This window comes from Cupriavidus basilensis (assembly GCF_000832305.1).
Taxonomy (GTDB): Bacteria; Pseudomonadota; Gammaproteobacteria; order Burkholderiales; family Burkholderiaceae; genus Cupriavidus; species Cupriavidus basilensis_F.
In genome coordinates, this window is the sequence record NZ_CP010536.1 from 366,079 (window position 1) to 382,361 (window position 16,283).

Below are 16,283 nucleotides of genomic sequence, written 5' to 3' on the forward strand. Positions count from 1 at the left end.
CCAGATACATCGGTGCGCCGTGACTGCAGCGCGCCACGCCAGAATCAAGCAACCAGCAACAAGGAAGACAAGATGGGAATCAGGACAGTGGGCATCGTAGGCGCCGGCACCATGGGCAACGGCATCGCGCAAGCGTGCGCCGTGGTGGGCCTGGACGTAGTGATGGTGGACATCAGCGACGCAGCGGTGAGCAAGGGCATCGCCACCGTGGGCAGCAGCCTGGATCGCCTGATCAAGAAAGACAAGATCAGCGAAGCCGACAAGGACGCTGCACTCGCGCGCATCAAGGGCTCCACATCCTATGACGCGCTCAAGGCCGCCGACATCGTGATCGAAGCCGCTACCGAGAACTTCGACCTCAAGGTCAAGATCCTCAAGCAGATCGACGGCGTCGTCGGCGATGACGTGATCGTTGCGTCCAACACCTCGTCGATCTCCATCACCAAGCTGGCCGCCGTCACCAGCCGGCCGGGCAACTTCATCGGCATGCACTTCTTCAACCCGGTGCCGATGATGGCCCTGGTGGAGCTGATCCGCGGCCTGCAGACCAGCGATGCCACGCACGCGCTGGTGGAAGAACTGTCGAAGAACCTCGGCAAGTACCCGATCACCGTGAAGAACAACCCGGGCTTCGTGGTCAACCGGATTCTCTGCCCGATGATCAATGAGGCGTTCTGCGTACTGGGCGAAGGCCTGGCGTCGCCGGAAGAAATCGATGAGGGCATGAAGCTGGGTTGCAACCACCCGATCGGCCCGCTGGCGCTGGCTGACATGATCGGCCTGGATACGATGCTGGCGGTGATGGAGGTGCTGTACACCGAATTTGCCGACCCGAAGTACCGCCCGGCCATGCTGATGCGCGAAATGGTGGCGGCGGGCTATCTCGGCCGCAAGACCGGCCGCGGTGTGTACGTCTACAGCAAGTGACATTGAAGCAGTAAAAGGCCGAAAGCCCCCTTCATCATCACAGACGGGGGGCACCAAGAAAGCTGGCAGCGGAGCGATCCGCCGCCAGCTTTTTTTCGTTTGTCGAACGCCCCGGCCTGCCGGGTTCTGCAGCGCTGTCGCGATCAATGAAATATGCCTTTTTCGGTTCCTGACTATTTGCTGCCTGCCTGAATTTTTCAAACATGAATCCCCATATCAATTTTCAGTTAATAGCACGATCGTACTGAAATTATGTCAAGCCTGTCGTGGCGAAAAAACCGATAAATACTGAGTGAAATCAATTTCGATCAAAGTAAAGCCAGATGAATGGCTTGATTCACTCCAGACCGCTAAAGCTTTGTAAAGACATTCCCGTAAACGCTGATATGCACTACGCGCCGCCGCAGTCGTGGCATTGCCTGTGCGCCGCGCGTGCTTTGGAAAACCGATGGGGAATCTTTATGCGCAACAACCAACCCGTCTCGCAGCGCGAATACGAACTGCCCGAGAACGCCACGCTGATGTCGACCACCGACACCGAGAGCCGCATTGCCTATGCCAATGCGGCCTTCGTCGATGTCAGTGGTTTCACACGCGAGGAAATCCGGGGCCAGCCCCACAATATCGTCCGGCACCCCGATATGCCGGCCGAGGCCTTCGCCGATATGTGGGCCACGCTCAAGAGCGGCGAGCCCTGGACGGCGCTGGTGAAGAACCGGCGCAAGGACGGCGACCATTACTGGGTACGCGCCAACGCCATGCCGCTAGTGCGCAACGGCAAGCCGGTGGGATACATGTCGGTGCGCACCAAGCCCTCGCGCGAGGAGATTGACGCCGCCGGGCGGCTCTACCAGGACTTCCACGAGGGTAGTGCGGGCCAACGGCGTTTTCACAAGGGCCTGATCATTCAGGGCGGCTGGAAGCGGTGGGCGTCGGCCTTCAAGACCATGCCGGTGCGCTGGCGCATCCGGGGTGCCCTGGCAACCTTGCTGCCGGCCTCGGTCATTGGTGCGGCGGCGCTTGGCATGAGCGGGATGCCGCTGGCTGGCCTGGGCGGCATCGTCGCCGTCATGTTGCTGCTGGTCTGCGGCTGGCTGGAGGCGCAGATCTCGCGGCCGTTGGAGCGGGTCATGGCGCAGGCCCTGCGCGTGGCGTCCGGCGAAAGCCAGCAGGTCGAGCATATGGACCGCGTGGACGAGATCGGCATGACGCTGCGCACGATCAGCCAGCTTGGCCTGATGTTTCGCTGGCTGATCGACGACGTGAGCGAGCAGGTGCTGAACGTGCAGGGCGCAAGCAGCGAGATCGCGCAGGGCAACAGCGACCTGAGCGTGCGTACCGAGCAGGCGGCATCCAACGTACAGGATACGGCGTCGTCGATGACGCAGATGACTGCCACGGTCAAGAGCAATGCCGAGACCGCGGCCCAGGCAAACGCGTTGTCCGGCTCCGCCAGTACCGAGGCGGCCAAGGGTGGCAAGGCGATGTCGCAGGTGGTGGCGACCATGGAGGAAATCAGCAGCAGCTCGAAGCGGATCGCCGACATCATCAGCGTGATCGACGGCATCGCCTTCCAGACCAATATCCTTGCGCTGAATGCGGCGGTGGAAGCCGCGCGGGCCGGGGAAGAGGGCAGGGGCTTCGCGGTGGTGGCCGGCGAGGTGCGCGGGCTCGCGCAGCGCAGCGCCAGCGCGGCCAAGGAGATCAAGGCGCTGATCGGCGCCAGCGTGGAAAAGGTCGACTCGGGGGCGCAACTGGTCAACGACGCCGGCCAGACCATGGACAATATCGTGGCCCAGGTCAGGCGCGTCTCCGACCTGATTGCCGAGATCAGCCTGGCTACGTCCGAGCAGAGCACGGGCATCAGCCAGGTTGGCGATGCCATCGGCGACCTCGACCGCATCACCCAGCAAAACGCGGCGCTGGTGGAGCAGAGCGCGGCCGCCGCACAGAGCCTGAAACAGCAGGCCAACCGGTTGGTGGAAGCGGTCGGCGTATTCCGTTGACTGCGCGCCACGCCCCCTCGGGCCAGGCCGCAAGGCGGCCACGAGGGGCGTGGCGGCCCTACTCGCCGTACTGCCGCAGCCCTTCCAGGTCCAATACCTCGATCACGCCATAGTCGACCTTCACCAGTCCCTGCTGCTCCAGCACCTTCAGCGCCTGGTTGGCCCGCTGCCGCGATATGCCCGCCAGCAGTCCGATTTCTTCCTGCGAGATTTCCAGCGTGGTCCCCAGGCCAGGGTACAGGTGCTCATTGAACAGCGACGACACCGCGCGCGCCACGCGCGAATCGATATCGAGCAGCCGCTCGTATTCCACGGCGGCAATGAATTGTCCAAGCCGCTCGTTGAACTGCGTCAGCAGGAACCGCGTGAACGGCAAGCTGGTATCCAGCAACCACTGAAAAGTCTCGCGCGGCAGGAATGCAATGCGCGAGCGCCGCAGCGCCATCACGTCGTACTTGCGGATTTCGCCCTTGAGCACGGCACCTTCGCCAAACCAGCCCCCCGTGGGCACGCCGGTGAATGTGACCGATTTGCCGGAGGGCGATACGGTAGTGATCTTGACGATCCCTTCCAGCACGCCCATCCAGTGTTCCGCCTTATCGCCTTTATGGCAGACATAGTCGCCCTGGCTATATTCGCGCACGCACATGGCGCGGCGGACGATATCGCGTTGTGCTTCGCTGAGGTCGGCTGCCCACACGCAGCGGTCGACGAAATCGTTGAGCATGACCTGGGAACCTTCCCGTAGGGATTAACCCGGAATTGTCATCGGCGTGACAACCGGGGGAAATGGCATGGACTATCTTACGATCACCACGAACCGCGAATGCGCGCCAGGACAGGCGCGGCGGGCTTGTTGCGTCGCGGCACGAACACCGCCGGGCAAAACAGGCCAAGTATAACCAGCGGCAGCAGGCTTGGCACCGGTGGCGGATCCCCGCGCCGGAGGGACAGGAGACATCCATGCAGGAACCGTCGGCGACGACCTTCCCGCGCTTGTTGCTCGCGCATGCGCAGCAGCGGCCGGAAAGCCCGGCTTACCGTGAGAAGGATCTCGGGATCTGGCAAACCTATAGCTGGGCGCAGACCGCGCAGGAGGTGCGCGCGCTCGCGTGCGGCCTGGCGGCCCTGGGCTTTGCCCGCGGCATGAACCTGGCGGTGGTCGGCGACAACCGGCCGCGCCTGTACTGGGCCATGAGCGCGGCGCAGGCCATGGGCGGCGTGCCGGTGCCGCTCTACCAGGATGCCATTGCCGGCGAGATGATCTATGTGCTGAACGATGCCGAGATCGACTTCGCCATCGTGGAGGACCAGGAGCAGGTGGACAAGCTGCTGGAGGTGGAGGAGCAGCTAGCCGCGCAGGGCCGCAAGGTGCGCCACATCATCTATGAAGACCCGCGCGGGCTGCGTGACTACGATCATCCTGCATTGATGTCTTACCAGCGCCTGCAGGAAATCGGCCGCGAGTTCGATCGTGCCAATCCAGGATACTTCGATGCGGCCGTTGCCGCGGGCGAGCCTGACGATACCGCCATCATCCTCTACACCTCCGGCACCACCGGCAAGCCCAAGGGTGTGTGCCACTCGCATCGCGGCCTGATCGGCGCTGCGCGCAACGGCTGCGCGTTCGATGGCCTGAGCGCAAGTGACGATGTGCTGTCCTACCTGCCGATGGCATGGGTGGGTGACAACCTGTTCTCGTACGCGCAGGCCATGGTGGCGGGCTTTACCGTGAACTGCCCGGAATCGCGCGAGACGGTGATGACCGACCTGCGCGAGATCGGCCCCACCTATTACTTCGCGCCACCGCGCATCTATGAAAACCTGCTCACGCAGGTGATGATCCGCATGGAAGATGCGGGCTGGATCAAGCGTAAGCTCTTTCACTGGGCCATGGGCGTGGCGCGCCGCTGCGGCACCGACATCCTCGACGGCAATCCGGTGCCGCTGGCCGAGCGCCTGCGCTACGCGGCAGGCGAGGCGCTGATCTTCGGGCCGCTGCGCAATGTGCTCGGCATGAGCCGCATCCGCGTGGGCTACACGGCGGGCGAGGCGATCGGCCCGGACCTGTTCCGCTTCTATCGCTCAATCGGCGTCAACCTCAAGCAGTTCTACGGCCAGACCGAAACCTGCGCCTATGTCTGCCTGCAGCCGGACGGCAAGGTCAAGTTCGATTCGGTAGGGCCTGCCGCGCCGGGCATGGAGATCCGCATTGCCGAGAACGGCGAAGTGCTGGTGCGTGGCGTGGGCTTGCTGAAGGCCTACTACAAGCGCGACGATGCCACCCGCGAGGCGATCAACGACCAAGGCTATTTCATGACCGGCGACGCCGGCGTGATCGACGCCGACGGCCACCTCAAGATCATCGATCGCGCGAAGGACGTGGGCAAGCTGTCCGACGGCGCCATGTTCGCGCCCAAGTACATCGAGAACAAGCTCAAGTTCTTTCCCTATATCAAGGAGGCGGTGGCGTTCGGCACCGGCCGCGACAGCGTCTGCGCGTTCATCAACATCGATTTCGATGCCGTGGGCAACTGGGCCGAGCGGCGCCACCTGGCCTATGCGGGCTACATCGACCTGGCGGCGCAGCCAGAGGTGATCGCCATGATCGGCGAATGCGTCGAGCAAGTGAATGCCGACCTTTGCGTCGATGCCATGCTGGCTGGCTCGCAGGTGTCGCGCTTCCTGATCCTGCACAAGGAACTCGATCCGGACGACGATGAGCTCACCCGCACGCGCAAGGTGCGCCGTGGCTATATCGCCGAGAAATACGCGTCGCTGGTCGAAGCGCTGTACGCCGGCAAGCCGGAGCAGTTCATCGAGACGCGCGTGAAGTTCGAGGACGGGCGTGAAGGCAGCGTTTCGGCCACGTTGAAGCTGGTCGATGTAAAGCGCTTCCCCCCGGCCACCGCCGGCGCGAAGCGCGCAGCATGAGCAGGGGCGAGAGGATGACGCAAATGGCATGGCAAGGCGTGGGGCGCGGCGGCGATGGCCAGCCAGCGTGGAGCGGCGCGAGCGCGGGGGCAGGGGCAACAGCACAAGCGCTCGGCGGGGTTCAGATGGAGCATGCGCAGGTGCGGCAGGCCGGCGACGTGATACTCGACCTGCAGAATATTTCGTTGGCCTTCGGCGGCGTGAAGGCGCTGACCGATATCTCGTTTGACGTGCGCGAGCATGAGATCCGCGCCATCATCGGCCCCAACGGCGCGGGCAAGAGCTCGATGCTCAATGTGATCAACGGGGTCTACCACCCGCAGCAAGGGCGCATCGTGTTTCGTGGCGAGGAACGGCGCAAGATGCATCCCACCGCCGCGGCGCGCCAGGGCATCGCGCGCACTTTCCAGAATATCGCGCTGTTCAAGGGCATGACCGTGCTCGACAACATCATGACCGGGCGCAACACCAGGTTCCGCAGCGGCCTGCTGGCCAACGCGCTGTGGTGGGGCCCGGCGCGCAACGAGGAAATGCAGCACCGGCGCAAGGTCGAGGAGGTGATCGATTTCCTCGAGATCCAGGCGATCCGCAAGACGCCGGTGGGGCGCCTGCCGTACGGCTTGCAAAAGCGCGTGGAGCTGGCACGCGCGCTGGCGGCCGAGCCTTCGATGCTGCTGCTCGACGAGCCGATGGCCGGCATGAACGTGGAAGAGAAGCAGGACATGTGCCGCTTCATCCTGGACGTGAACCATCAGTTCGGCACCACCATCGTGCTGATCGAGCACGACATGGGCGTGGTGATGGACATCTCCGACCGCGTGGTGGTGCTGGACTACGGCAAGAAGATCGGCGACGGCACGCCGGAAGCGGTGAAGGCCAACCCGGATGTGATTCGCGCCTATCTGGGCGCTGGTCACTGATGCAGCTGCAAGACAAGGACAACCATGACGTTCTTCTTTGAAATCCTGATCGGCGGCTTATTGTCGGGGTTGATGTACTCGCTGGTGGCACTGGGGTTCGTGCTGATCTACAAGGCATCGGGCGTGTTCAACTTCGCGCAGGGCGCGATGGTGTACTTTGCCGCGCTGGCGGTGGTGGGGCTGATGGACAAGGGCCTGCCAATGTGGGCGGCCGTGATCGGCGCGTTTGGCGTGATGGTGGTGGTCGGCATCAGCACCGAACGGCTGGTGCTGCGCAAGCTGGTGAACCAGCCACCCATCACGCTGTTCATGGCCACCATCGGGCTGTCTTTCTTCCTCGAGGGGCTGGGGCCGTTGTTGTTCGGCAATGAAGTGCGCCCGATCAACCTTGGCATCGTCGACGAGCCCATCGAAGCCATTCTGACGCGCTTCAATATCGTGGTATCCAGGTTCGACCTGGCGGCGGCGGGCATCGCCGGCATCCTGGTGGGCACGCTGGCGCTGTTCTTCCAGTACACCAAGGTGGGCCGTGCATTGCGCGCGGTGGCGGACGATCACCAGGCGGCGCTGTCGCTGGGGATTCCGCTGCAGCATATCTGGGCCATTGTCTGGGGCGTGGCGGGCTTCGTGGCGCTGGTGGCGGGCATGCTGTGGGGCTCGCGCAATGGCGTGCAGTTTGCGCTGACGCTGACCGCGTTGAAGGCGTTGCCGGTGCTGATCCTGGGCGGCTTTACCTCGGTGCCCGGCGCCATCGTCGGCGGGCTGATCATCGGGGCTTCGGAGAAGCTGGCCGAGATCTATATCCCGCCCGTGTTCCAGTCCGCGTTTGGCGGCAACTTCGGCGGCATCGAAGGCTGGTTCCCCTATGTGTTTGCGTTGTTGTTCCTGCTGGTGCGGCCCGAGGGGCTGTTCGGTGAGAAACACATCGATCGTGTCTGACCGGCCCGCGCCTCAGGAGAGAAAACATGTTCTACCGTGAATCCGGCCAGTTCAAGACCACCTACGTTGCCGACAGCCAGATCTTCCCCATCCGCCAGGACCGCATCGGCTTTGCGGTGCTGATGGCGGTGGCCTTCGTGGCGATCCCGCTGCTGGGTTCGGAGTACTGGTTCTCGGCCATCCTGATCCCGTTCCTGATCTTCGCGCTGGCCGCGCTCGGGCTCAATATCCTGACGGGCTACGCGGGGCAGCTCTCGCTCGGCACCGCGGCGTTCATGGCGGTGGGCGCTTACGCGGCCTACAACTTCCAGCTGCGCATCGAGGGCCTGCCGGTGCTGCTGACCTTTATCCTCGCCGGCTTGTCGGCGGCGATGGTGGGCGTGGCGTTCGGCCTGCCGTCGCTGCGCATCAAGGGCTTCTATCTTGCGGTGGCGACGCTGGCAGCGCAGTTCTTCGTGGTGTGGGCGCTGACCAAGTTTCCCTGGTTCTCCAACAACAGCTCATCGGGCGTGATCACCGCGCAGCAGTTGAACCTGTTCGGCATCGCCATCGATACGCCGGTGAAGAAGTACCTCTTCGTGCTGATGCTGGTGACGGTGCTGGCCATCGTGGCCAAGAACCTGGTGCGCTCTTCCACCGGGCGCGCCTGGATGTCGGTGCGCGACATGGACGTGGCGGCGGAGGTGATCGGCATCCCGCTGATGCGCACCAAGCTGCTGGCCTTTGCCGTGAGCTCGTTCTACTGCGGCGTGGCGGGCGCGCTCTATGCGTTCTGCTACCTGGGCTCGGTCGAGCCGGACGGTTTTTCGCTCGACCTTTCCTTCCGTGTGCTGTTCATGATCATCATCGGCGGCGTGGGCAGCATCCTCGGCTCGTTCCTGGGTGCGGCCTTCATCCTGCTGCTGCCGATCTTCCTGGACATCGCGCTGCCACCGCTGGCTGCGCTGCTGCACCTGCCCTTTACCAACGCCGCTGTGTCGCATATCCAGTTGATGGTGTTCGGCGGGCTGATCATCTTCTTCCTGGTGGTGGAGCCGCATGGCCTGGCGCGGATGTGGCAGATCGCGAAGGAGAAGCTGCGGCTCTGGCCATTCCCCCATTGAGTCTCATCGCATTGACGTTTTTTGGTTCGGCACAAGAGAAACGGGTATTCCATAACAAACACACCTGCCAAGGTGAAGGAGACTGTCATGACCATCCTGATTCGCAATCTGCAGCGCATAGCCCTGGCGATGGGGGCGTCGGCCGCACTGCTGGCGCCGCTGGCGGTGCAGGCGCAAAGCGGCGAGCAGTTCGTCGCGCTGCCAAGCTATCGCGTCGGCCCTTATGGCGCCAACGGACAGTCCTTTTATGGCGGCTTCGTCGACTACCTGAACTACGTCAACCTCAAGGACGGGGGCGTGAACGGCGTCAAGCTGTCGTGGGAAGAGTGCGAGACGGAGTACAACAACGCCAAGGGCGTGGAGTGCTACGAGCGGCTCAAGGGCAAGAGCCCCATGAGCAAGGGCACCGCGTACCACACCATGTCGACCGGCATCTCCTACGCGCTGGTGGACAAGACCGCGGGCGACAAGGTGCCGCTGGTGATGATGGGATATGGCCGCACCGATGCGGTCGACGGTTCGGTCTTCCCCTATGCCTTCCCGCTGGTCACCACCTACCAGATGCAGGTCTCGGCCATCGTCAAGTTCCTGGCGGGCAAGAACGGCGGCTCGCTGGCAGGCAAGAAGATCGTCTACCTGTATCACGACTCCGCTTATGGCAAGGAGCCGATCGTGGCGCTGGAAGCCGAAGCCAAGCTCGGCAAGTTCAATCTGGTCGAGATCCCGGTGGCGCACCCCGGCAACGAGCAGGGCGCGCAGTGGCTGAAGATCCGCCAGGAGAATCCTGACTACGTGATCTTCTGGGGCTGGGGCGTGATGAACCAGACCGCGCTCAAGGCGGCGCAAAAGGTGGGCTTCGCGCGCGACAAGATGATTGGCTCATGGTGGGCAGGTTCGGAAGAAGACACCGTGCCCGCCGGCGATGCGGCCAAGGGCTATATGAGCGCAACCTGGAACGTGGCGGGCAGGGGCGTGTCGCTGATCGCCGATATCGACAAGGTGGTCTACGGCGCCGGCAAGGGCAATATGCAGGACCGCAACAAGGTTGGCTCGGTGCTCTACAACCGTGGCGTGTCCGCGGCCGTGGTGACGGTGGAAGCGATCCGCGTGGCGCAGGCCAGGTATGGCAAGGGCAAGGTCATGAGCGGCGAAGACATGCGCTGGGCATTCGAGAACCTGAACGTGAACAATGCGCGCCTGCAGCAGCTGGGCGCCACGGGCTTGCTGCCGGAGATCAAGACCAGCTGCGACAACCACGAAGGCTCGGGCAAGGTGAAGATCCAGCAGTGGGATGGCACCAAGTGGGTCGTCGTGTCGGACTGGATCGAAGGCAACAAGAACCTGATCCATCCGCTGTTCAAGGCGAGTGCCGCGCAGTTCGCGAAAGAGAAGGGCATCTCGCCTGCCTGCATGAAGTCTTGATCCGGGCGCTGCAAGGCGTTTGTTGATTGTTGTCGTCTGCGCTCGCCCGCATGCGGGCGAGCGCAGATGAAGCCAGCCAGGAACCACCAACCGAGCCGCACCATGAGCCTGTTGTCCGTCAACAATATCGAAGTCATCTACGACCACGTCATCCTGGTGCTCAAGGGCGTTTCCCTCGAGGTGCCCGAGGGGCGGATCGTGGCGCTGCTGGGCGCCAACGGCGCGGGCAAGACCACCACGCTCAAGGCCATCTCCAACCTGCTGCACGCCGAGCGCGGCGATGTCACCAAGGGCTCGATCGAGTACCGCGGCAACCGGGTCGACCGGCTCACGCCCAACGAGCTGGTCAAGCGCGGGGTGATCCAGGTGATGGAGGGCCGGCATTGCTTCGCCCACCTGACGCTGGAGGAAAACCTGCTGACCGGCGCCTATACGCGCGGCTTGTCGCGCAGCGAAACACGCGATGCGCTGGAGCGCATCTACGACTACTTCCCACGCCTGAAGACGCGCCGCAAGTCGCAGGCGGGCTACACCTCGGGCGGCGAGCAGCAGATGTGCGCGATCGGCCGGGCCATGATGGCCAAGCCCAGCATGATCCTGCTCGATGAGCCATCGATGGGGCTGGCGCCGCAGATCGTGGAGGAGATCTTCGAGATCGTGCGCGACCTGAACCAGCGCGAGAAGGTCAGCTTCCTGCTGGCCGAGCAGAACACCATGGTGGCGCTGCGCTATGCGGACTACGGCTACATCCTGGAGAACGGCCGCGTGGTGATGGATGGCGCGGCCGAGGCGCTGCGCACGAATGAGGATGTGAAGGAGTTCTACCTGGGCGTCGCCGCGAATGATGCAGAGGGCGGCGGGAGAAGCTCCTTCCGCGACGTGAAGAGCTATCGCCGGCGCAAGCGCTGGCTCGCCTGAGAAGCGCGCAAGCCTGCCGCGCGAACCGTGCTCGACGGCGCTCCTCAACGCTGCCTCGGGTCGCTCGCAACGGCTTCTTCGCGCCTCTCGATGCGCATCCGGCGCATCCGACATTAAACAGTACGGTTCATCACGCGACCACCTACGCGAACTACGCACCATGCCTGAATACTTCGATTCGCTTGAAACGCGCGCCCCGGCCGCCCGCTTGCAGGCCTTGCTGGACGCGTTGTCGCGCCAGGTTGCGCATGCCAAGGCGCATGCGCCTTACTTCGCGCAGGTGCTGCGCGACGTGGATCCGCGCGCGCTGGACTCACGCGCTGCGTTGGCGGCGCTGCCGGTGACGCGCAAGTCCGAGATGACGGCGCGGCAAAAGACCATGCCGCCGCTGGGCGGGCTGAATGCGACGCCGCTGGGCGGCCTGCGCCACATCTTCCAGTCGCCCGGACCGATCCACGAGCCCGACGGGCATGGTGCCGACTGGTGGCGGATCGCGCGCGCGATGTTCGCCGCGGGCTTCCGCTCGGGCGATCTCGTCTACAACACCTTCTCCTACCACTTCACGCCGGCCGGCATGATGATGGAAACCGGCGCGCATCGGCTGGGTTGCTGTGTGTTTCCGGCGGGCGTGGGACAGACCGAATCGCAGGTGCAGGCGATGGCGAGCCTGCAGCCGGCGGCCTACGCGGGCACGCCATCCTTTCTCAAGCTGCTGCTGGAGAAGGGCGACGAGCTCGGCTTGCCCTGCCAGGGCCTGACGAAGGCGCTGGTGTCTGGCGAGGCATTGCCGCCATCACTGCGCGCCTGGTTCACCGAGCGCGGCATCCGCGTGCAGCAGATGTACGGCAGCGCCGACGTGGGCCTGATCGCCTACGAGACGCAGGGCGGCGACGGCTGGGTGGTGGACGAGAATGTGCTGGTGGAGATCGTCGAGCCAGGCGGCACGCAGCCCATGCCTGACGGCGAGACCGGCGAGGTGGTGGTCACGGTGCTGGGCAACGGCGACTATCCGCTGATTCGCTTCGGCACTGGGGACCTGTCGGCGTTCGTGGCCGGCTCGGACGAGCGCGCCAGCCCGTGCGGGCGCACCAACCAGCGGCTCAAGGGCTGGCTGGGACGCGCCGACCAGACCACCAAGGTCAAGGGCATGTTCGTGCATCCCGGGCAGGTGGGCGAGGTGGTGCGGCGCCATCCCGAGGTGCGCGCCGCGCGCCTGGTGGTGACGGGCAGCGTGGGTGCCGACGTGATGACGCTGCATTGCGACGCCGCGCGCGACGACGCGGCGCTGGCACAGGCCATTGGCGAATCGCTGCGCGAGGTGATGCGCCTGCGCGGCGAGGTGCGCTTCGTTGCGGCGGGCTCGCTGCTGCAGGATGGCAAGGTGATCGAGGACGCGCGGCGCTACGACTGAGCGCGATCGCGGCCGGGGGGCGGAGCAGCATGGCCGCCGGCGGGCCGCGTCGGCAGCCACACCAGCCACGCGCTGACGGCCGCGGCGATGGCGACCAGTGTCAGCGAGGCCAGCGGACGTTCGCGCATCAGCCATGCGGTGGTGCCCATCGACAGCGACATCATGCCAACGGCCAACTGCTTGGCGCGCAGGGGAATGCTGCGATGGGCCTGCCAGTCACGCACCAGCGGGCCGAAGCGCGGATGCGCAATCAGTCGCGCATGGAAGCGCTCCGAGCCGCGCGCGAAACACGCGGCGGCCAGCAAGACGAAAGGCGTGGTCGGCAGCACAGGCAGGAAGATGCCGACGATGCCCAGCAGCAGGCTGAGCACGCCGAGCGCCACCCACAGCCCGCGCAGCGCGCGTTGCCTGCGGCTGTGCGCGGCGGGCGGGGCGGGACGGATGGGCGTAGCGGCTGGCAACGCGCTCAGACCGCGAGCCCCAGGCGGGCGCGTGCGTCGTTGTACTCGGTCTTCATGCGCGCCACGATTTCGCCGGCGGTGGGGATGTCGTGGATCTGGCCCACGCCCTGGCCGGCGCCCCAGACGTCCTTCCATGCCTTGGCCTTGGAGGCGCCGCTGGAAAAGTCCATCTTGGTCTTGTCCGCCTGCGGCAGGTTGGCGGGATCCAGCCCCGAGGCCTCGATGCTCTCGCGGATGTAGTTGCCGTGCACGCCGGTAAACAGGTTTGTGTAGATGATGTCGGCCGCGGCGGAGGTGGTGATCGACTGCTTGTAGGACTCGCTGGCATGGGCTTCCTGCGAGGCAATGAAGCGGGTGCCGACGTAAGCGAAGTCCGCGCCCATGGCCTGCGCGGCCAGCACGGATTCGCCGGTGGCAATCGAGCCCGACAGCGCGATCACGCCGTCGAAGATCTTGCGCACTTCGCCCACCAGCGCGAACGGCGACAGCGTGCCGGCATGGCCGCCGGCGCCAGCCGCCACCAGGATCAGCCCGTCCACGCCGGCCTCGATCGCCTTCTCGGCGTGGCGGATGCTGATCACATCGTGCAGAACGATGCCGCCATAGCTGTGCACGGCGTCGATCATCTCCTTGGGCGGCGCGCGCAGCGAGGTGATGAAGATGGGTACCTTGTGGTCCACGCACACCTTGATGTCATGCTCCAGCCGCACATTGGAGGTGTGCACGATCTGGTTGACGGCGATCGGCCCGACCGGCTTGCCCGGGTTGGCGGCGCGGAAGGCGGCGAGATCGTCTTCCATCTGCGTGAGCCAGTCGCCCAGCATCTCGGCGGGGCGCGCGTTCAGCGCGGGGAAGGAACCGACGATGCCGGCCTTGCACTGCGCCAGCACCAGCTCGGGGTAGCTGACGATGAACATCGGCGAGGAAATCACTGGCAGCGCCAGGTTTTGCAGGACCTGGGGCAATTGTTTGGCGGCGGGCATGGCGTCTCCTGGACCACGAACGGGCGCCGGTGGCGCCCTGGATATGAACGATCGTTCGATTATAGGGAGTTTCGGCTGGCGGGCGTTAGACGGGCGTTAGAAGGGGCTGTCTACCGTGGCCATCCATCGGGACAAGCTGCGGGGGCAGTCTTTGTGACCCACACCGTTCTCCGCGCCATCTCAACGCCGTTGCCGGCTGGCGCGAAGCGCCGTTCTTTTCCGATGACGAGATCGCCGAGCCTGGCTTTGCCATCGTCACGATCAACGCGTGGAACCTGCTCAACGTGAGTTTTCGCAACCCGATCCCGGAAAAGGCGTAACGCGAAAAAAGGCATGACGCCAGCCCGAAGCAGCGAACAAAAAAAACCCCGCTACGCCGCGGGGCAACTACCACGAAGACTGATAGGAAGAGGCGGGAGGGCACCTGCCAATGCCGCATCCGCACAGCGGACTATAGGCGGCGTTTGTGACGGACTGAAGGCGCTCGCGTGAAGACGGGATGACGGCCGCGCGCGCGGCATGCCCATGGAAAAACGGCGCCCGGGGGCGCCGTCTCTTCCTGGACTGTCGCTTCGGGTTCAGGCCCGTTTCAGATCTTTTCCAGCAACAGGCCCTTGAGGTACTCGCCTTCGGGGAAGGCAGCCAGCATCGGGTGATCGGTGCCGGCCGAGAGGCGCCGCAGGATGCGCGCATCGGCGCGGGCATCGGTCGCCGCGCCCGCCACGATCTTCTGGAACAGCTCCATGCTGATCGCGCCGGAGCATGAGTAGGTAAACAGAAGGCCACCCGGGCGCAGCAACTGCAGGCCGACCAGGTTGATCTCCTTGTAGGCGCGCGCGGCACGGTCGATGTGCTGGGCCGACGGCGCGAACTTGGGCGGGTCCAGCACGATCAGGTCGAACTGGCGGCCGTCGGCGCGGAACTGGCGCAGCGACTTGAACACATCGGCGTCGAGCCAGGTCGCGCGCTCGGGGTCGAAGCCGTTGAGGGTGACGTTGCCCGCGGCGGTCTTGAGCGCCTCGCCGGAGGAGTCGATCGAGGTCACCGAGGTGGCGCCGCCGCGCAGCGCCGCCAGCGAGAAGCCACCGGTGTAGCAGAAGCAGTTGAGCACTTCGCGGCCATTGGCCAGATCGCCTACCAGCTTGCGGTTGTCGCGCTGGTCGACATAAAAGCCGGTCTTGTGGCCGCTCTTCACGTCCACGTAGTAGCGCACGCCGTGCTCGGTCACGTTGAGCTCGGGATCGGGCTCGGCGCCGGCCAGCACGCCGGTCACCAGCGGCAGGCCTTCGCGCTCGCGCACGGCGGCATCGGAGCGCTCGTACACGTTCGGGCAGCCGGTTTCCTTGACCAGCGCCTGCACCAGCGCGTCCTTCCAGGCTTCGACCCCGGCCGCGTTGAACTGGCACACCAGCTGGCCGTTGGCGCCGCTGCCGTAGTAGTCGACGATCAGGCCCGGCAGGCGGTCGGATTCACCGAAGATCAGGCGCACGGCGTCGCTGTCTTTCACCCACTGCTTGCGATGCGCGAGGGCGGAGGATACGCGCCGCTTGAACATGGCGTGATCGACCGGCTCGTTCTCGTCGAAGCTCCACACCCGCACGCGAATCTGGGAAGAGGGGCTGTACGCCCCGCGCGCCAGAAAGCGGCCGTCGGCGGCGCGCACGATCACGGTGCTGCCAGGCTCGCAGCGGCCTTCGACGGTATCCACGCCGGTGGCGTAGACCCAGGGGTGGCGGCGCAGCAAGGATTTTTCCTTGCCGGGCTTGAGGGTGATGGTGTTCATGATTTCTTGTTTTAGGCGCCAGACGAAGCCGGGCAGACAGGCCAACCCGGTCCGAAGCGCCTGATTGTTGTTACGCCTTCTCCCCTCGGGCGCGGAGGGGAGAGGGGAGCCGCGCAGTGCAGGCGGAGGATGACGGCAAGCTCGCCGGCCCGCTACACCGCTTAACCGGCTACAGCACCACCTTCACCATGGGGTGCGACGTCAGCGCGCGATACAGCTCGTCGAGCTGTTCGCGACTGGTGACCCATACCGTGACGGTCAGGCCGAGGTAGTTGCCCTTGGCTGAAGGACGCATCTCCATCTTGCCGGCGTGGAAGTCGGGATCGAAGCCTTGCACCAGCGTCACGATGGCCTCGGCAAAGCCATCCTGCATGCCGCCCATCACCTTGATGGGGAAATGGCTGGGGTACTCGATCAGCGATTCGGCCGGCGGGATGTCGCCCGGCTTGCCCTGGTCGGAATTGTCGGCGCTCATT

At 64.8% G+C, this 16,283-nt stretch carries 15 protein-coding genes and 1 pseudogene; 10 read left to right on the plus strand and 6 right to left on the minus strand.

Annotated features, from left to right (window positions below; translation table 11 throughout):
• Window positions 1–72 precede the first annotated feature (72 nt).
• Window positions 73–927 (plus strand): 3-hydroxybutyryl-CoA dehydrogenase, encoded by an 855-nt coding sequence (locus tag RR42_RS01610; RefSeq protein ID WP_043343243.1) that lies wholly within the window; start codon window positions 73–75, stop codon window positions 925–927.
• A 37-nt stretch (window positions 928–964) separates the two neighbouring features.
• On the opposite strand, the gene RR42_RS40355 is transcribed toward RR42_RS01610, so the two are convergent.
• Entirely contained in the window at window positions 965–1,132 is a 168-nt protein-coding gene (locus RR42_RS40355) for a hypothetical protein (RefSeq protein WP_158408258.1), read from the minus strand.
• Between the two features lie 256 nt (window positions 1,133–1,388).
• On the opposite strand from RR42_RS40355, the gene RR42_RS01615 reads away from it, so the two are divergent.
• Window positions 1,389–2,933 (plus strand): PAS domain-containing methyl-accepting chemotaxis protein, encoded by a 1,545-nt coding sequence (locus RR42_RS01615; protein WP_043343246.1) that lies wholly within the window; start codon window positions 1,389–1,391, stop codon window positions 2,931–2,933.
• A 58-nt stretch (window positions 2,934–2,991) separates the two neighbouring features.
• Here the strand turns inward: RR42_RS01615 and RR42_RS01620 are convergent, their stop codons facing one another.
• Window positions 2,992–3,660 (minus strand): Crp/Fnr family transcriptional regulator, encoded by a 669-nt coding sequence (locus RR42_RS01620; RefSeq protein WP_043343249.1) that lies wholly within the window; start codon window positions 3,658–3,660, stop codon window positions 2,992–2,994.
• Between the two features lie 236 nt (window positions 3,661–3,896).
• On the opposite strand from RR42_RS01620, the gene RR42_RS01625 reads away from it, so the two are divergent.
• The 7 genes from RR42_RS01625 to RR42_RS01655 all read left to right on the plus strand — a co-directional run bounded on the left by RR42_RS01625 (window position 3,897) and on the right by RR42_RS01655 (window position 12,580).
• Window positions 3,897–5,867 carry an AMP-dependent synthetase/ligase gene (locus RR42_RS01625; protein ID WP_043343252.1) on the plus strand — a complete coding sequence of 657 codons (1,971 nt, stop codon included), beginning with the start codon at window positions 3,897–3,899 and terminating at the stop codon, window positions 5,865–5,867.
• Between the two features lie 14 nt (window positions 5,868–5,881).
• Window positions 5,882–6,787 carry an ABC transporter ATP-binding protein gene (locus tag RR42_RS01630; RefSeq protein ID WP_082054781.1) on the plus strand — a complete coding sequence of 302 codons (906 nt, stop codon included), beginning with the start codon at window positions 5,882–5,884 and terminating at the stop codon, window positions 6,785–6,787.
• A gap of 24 nt (window positions 6,788–6,811) precedes the next feature.
• A complete protein-coding gene (locus RR42_RS01635) occupies window positions 6,812–7,726 on the plus strand; it encodes a branched-chain amino acid ABC transporter permease (RefSeq protein ID WP_043343258.1) in 915 nt (304 codons plus the stop codon).
• 26 nt (window positions 7,727–7,752) lie between these two features.
• Window positions 7,753–8,829, plus strand: coding sequence for a branched-chain amino acid ABC transporter permease (locus RR42_RS01640; RefSeq protein ID WP_043343261.1), 1,077 nt, complete (start codon window positions 7,753–7,755; stop codon window positions 8,827–8,829).
• Between the two features lie 87 nt (window positions 8,830–8,916).
• Window positions 8,917–10,251 carry an ABC transporter substrate-binding protein gene (locus RR42_RS01645; RefSeq protein ID WP_043343265.1) on the plus strand — a complete coding sequence of 445 codons (1,335 nt, stop codon included), beginning with the start codon at window positions 8,917–8,919 and terminating at the stop codon, window positions 10,249–10,251.
• Between the two features lie 102 nt (window positions 10,252–10,353).
• Window positions 10,354–11,169 carry an ABC transporter ATP-binding protein gene (locus tag RR42_RS01650; protein ID WP_043343267.1) on the plus strand — a complete coding sequence of 272 codons (816 nt, stop codon included), beginning with the start codon at window positions 10,354–10,356 and terminating at the stop codon, window positions 11,167–11,169.
• A gap of 160 nt (window positions 11,170–11,329) precedes the next feature.
• The gene (locus RR42_RS01655) at window positions 11,330–12,580 is read left to right on the plus strand and encodes a phenylacetate--CoA ligase family protein (protein ID WP_043343270.1); all 1,251 of its coding nucleotides are present in this window, start codon (window positions 11,330–11,332) and stop codon (window positions 12,578–12,580) included.
• Here RR42_RS01655 and RR42_RS01660 read toward each other — a convergent pair.
• The gene (locus RR42_RS01660) at window positions 12,571–13,041 is read right to left on the minus strand and encodes a YbaN family protein (RefSeq protein ID WP_173430666.1); all 471 of its coding nucleotides are present in this window, start codon (window positions 13,039–13,041) and stop codon (window positions 12,571–12,573) included. The two genes, RR42_RS01655 and RR42_RS01660, sit on opposite strands and share 10 nt — an antisense overlap.
• A 5-nt stretch (window positions 13,042–13,046) precedes the next feature.
• A complete protein-coding gene (locus RR42_RS01665) occupies window positions 13,047–14,024 on the minus strand; it encodes an NAD(P)H-dependent flavin oxidoreductase (protein ID WP_043343271.1) in 978 nt (325 codons plus the stop codon).
• 173 nt (window positions 14,025–14,197) lie between these two features.
• Between RR42_RS01665 and RR42_RS38225 the strand changes: the two are divergent.
• Window positions 14,198–14,344, plus strand: a pseudogene (locus tag RR42_RS38225) (carboxymuconolactone decarboxylase family protein); the annotation flags it as partial.
• 269 nt (window positions 14,345–14,613) lie between these two features.
• Here the strand turns inward: RR42_RS38225 and RR42_RS01670 are convergent.
• Both RR42_RS01670 and RR42_RS01675 read right to left on the minus strand, forming a co-directional pair.
• Complete coding sequence (locus RR42_RS01670; RefSeq protein ID WP_043343274.1) at window positions 14,614–15,807, minus strand: class I SAM-dependent rRNA methyltransferase; 1,194 nt, start codon at window positions 15,805–15,807, stop codon at window positions 14,614–14,616.
• 169 nt (window positions 15,808–15,976) lie between these two features.
• Window positions 15,977–16,282 (minus strand): YbeD family protein, encoded by a 306-nt coding sequence (locus tag RR42_RS01675; protein ID WP_043343278.1) that lies wholly within the window; start codon window positions 16,280–16,282, stop codon window positions 15,977–15,979.
• Window position 16,283: the final 1 nt, after the last annotated feature.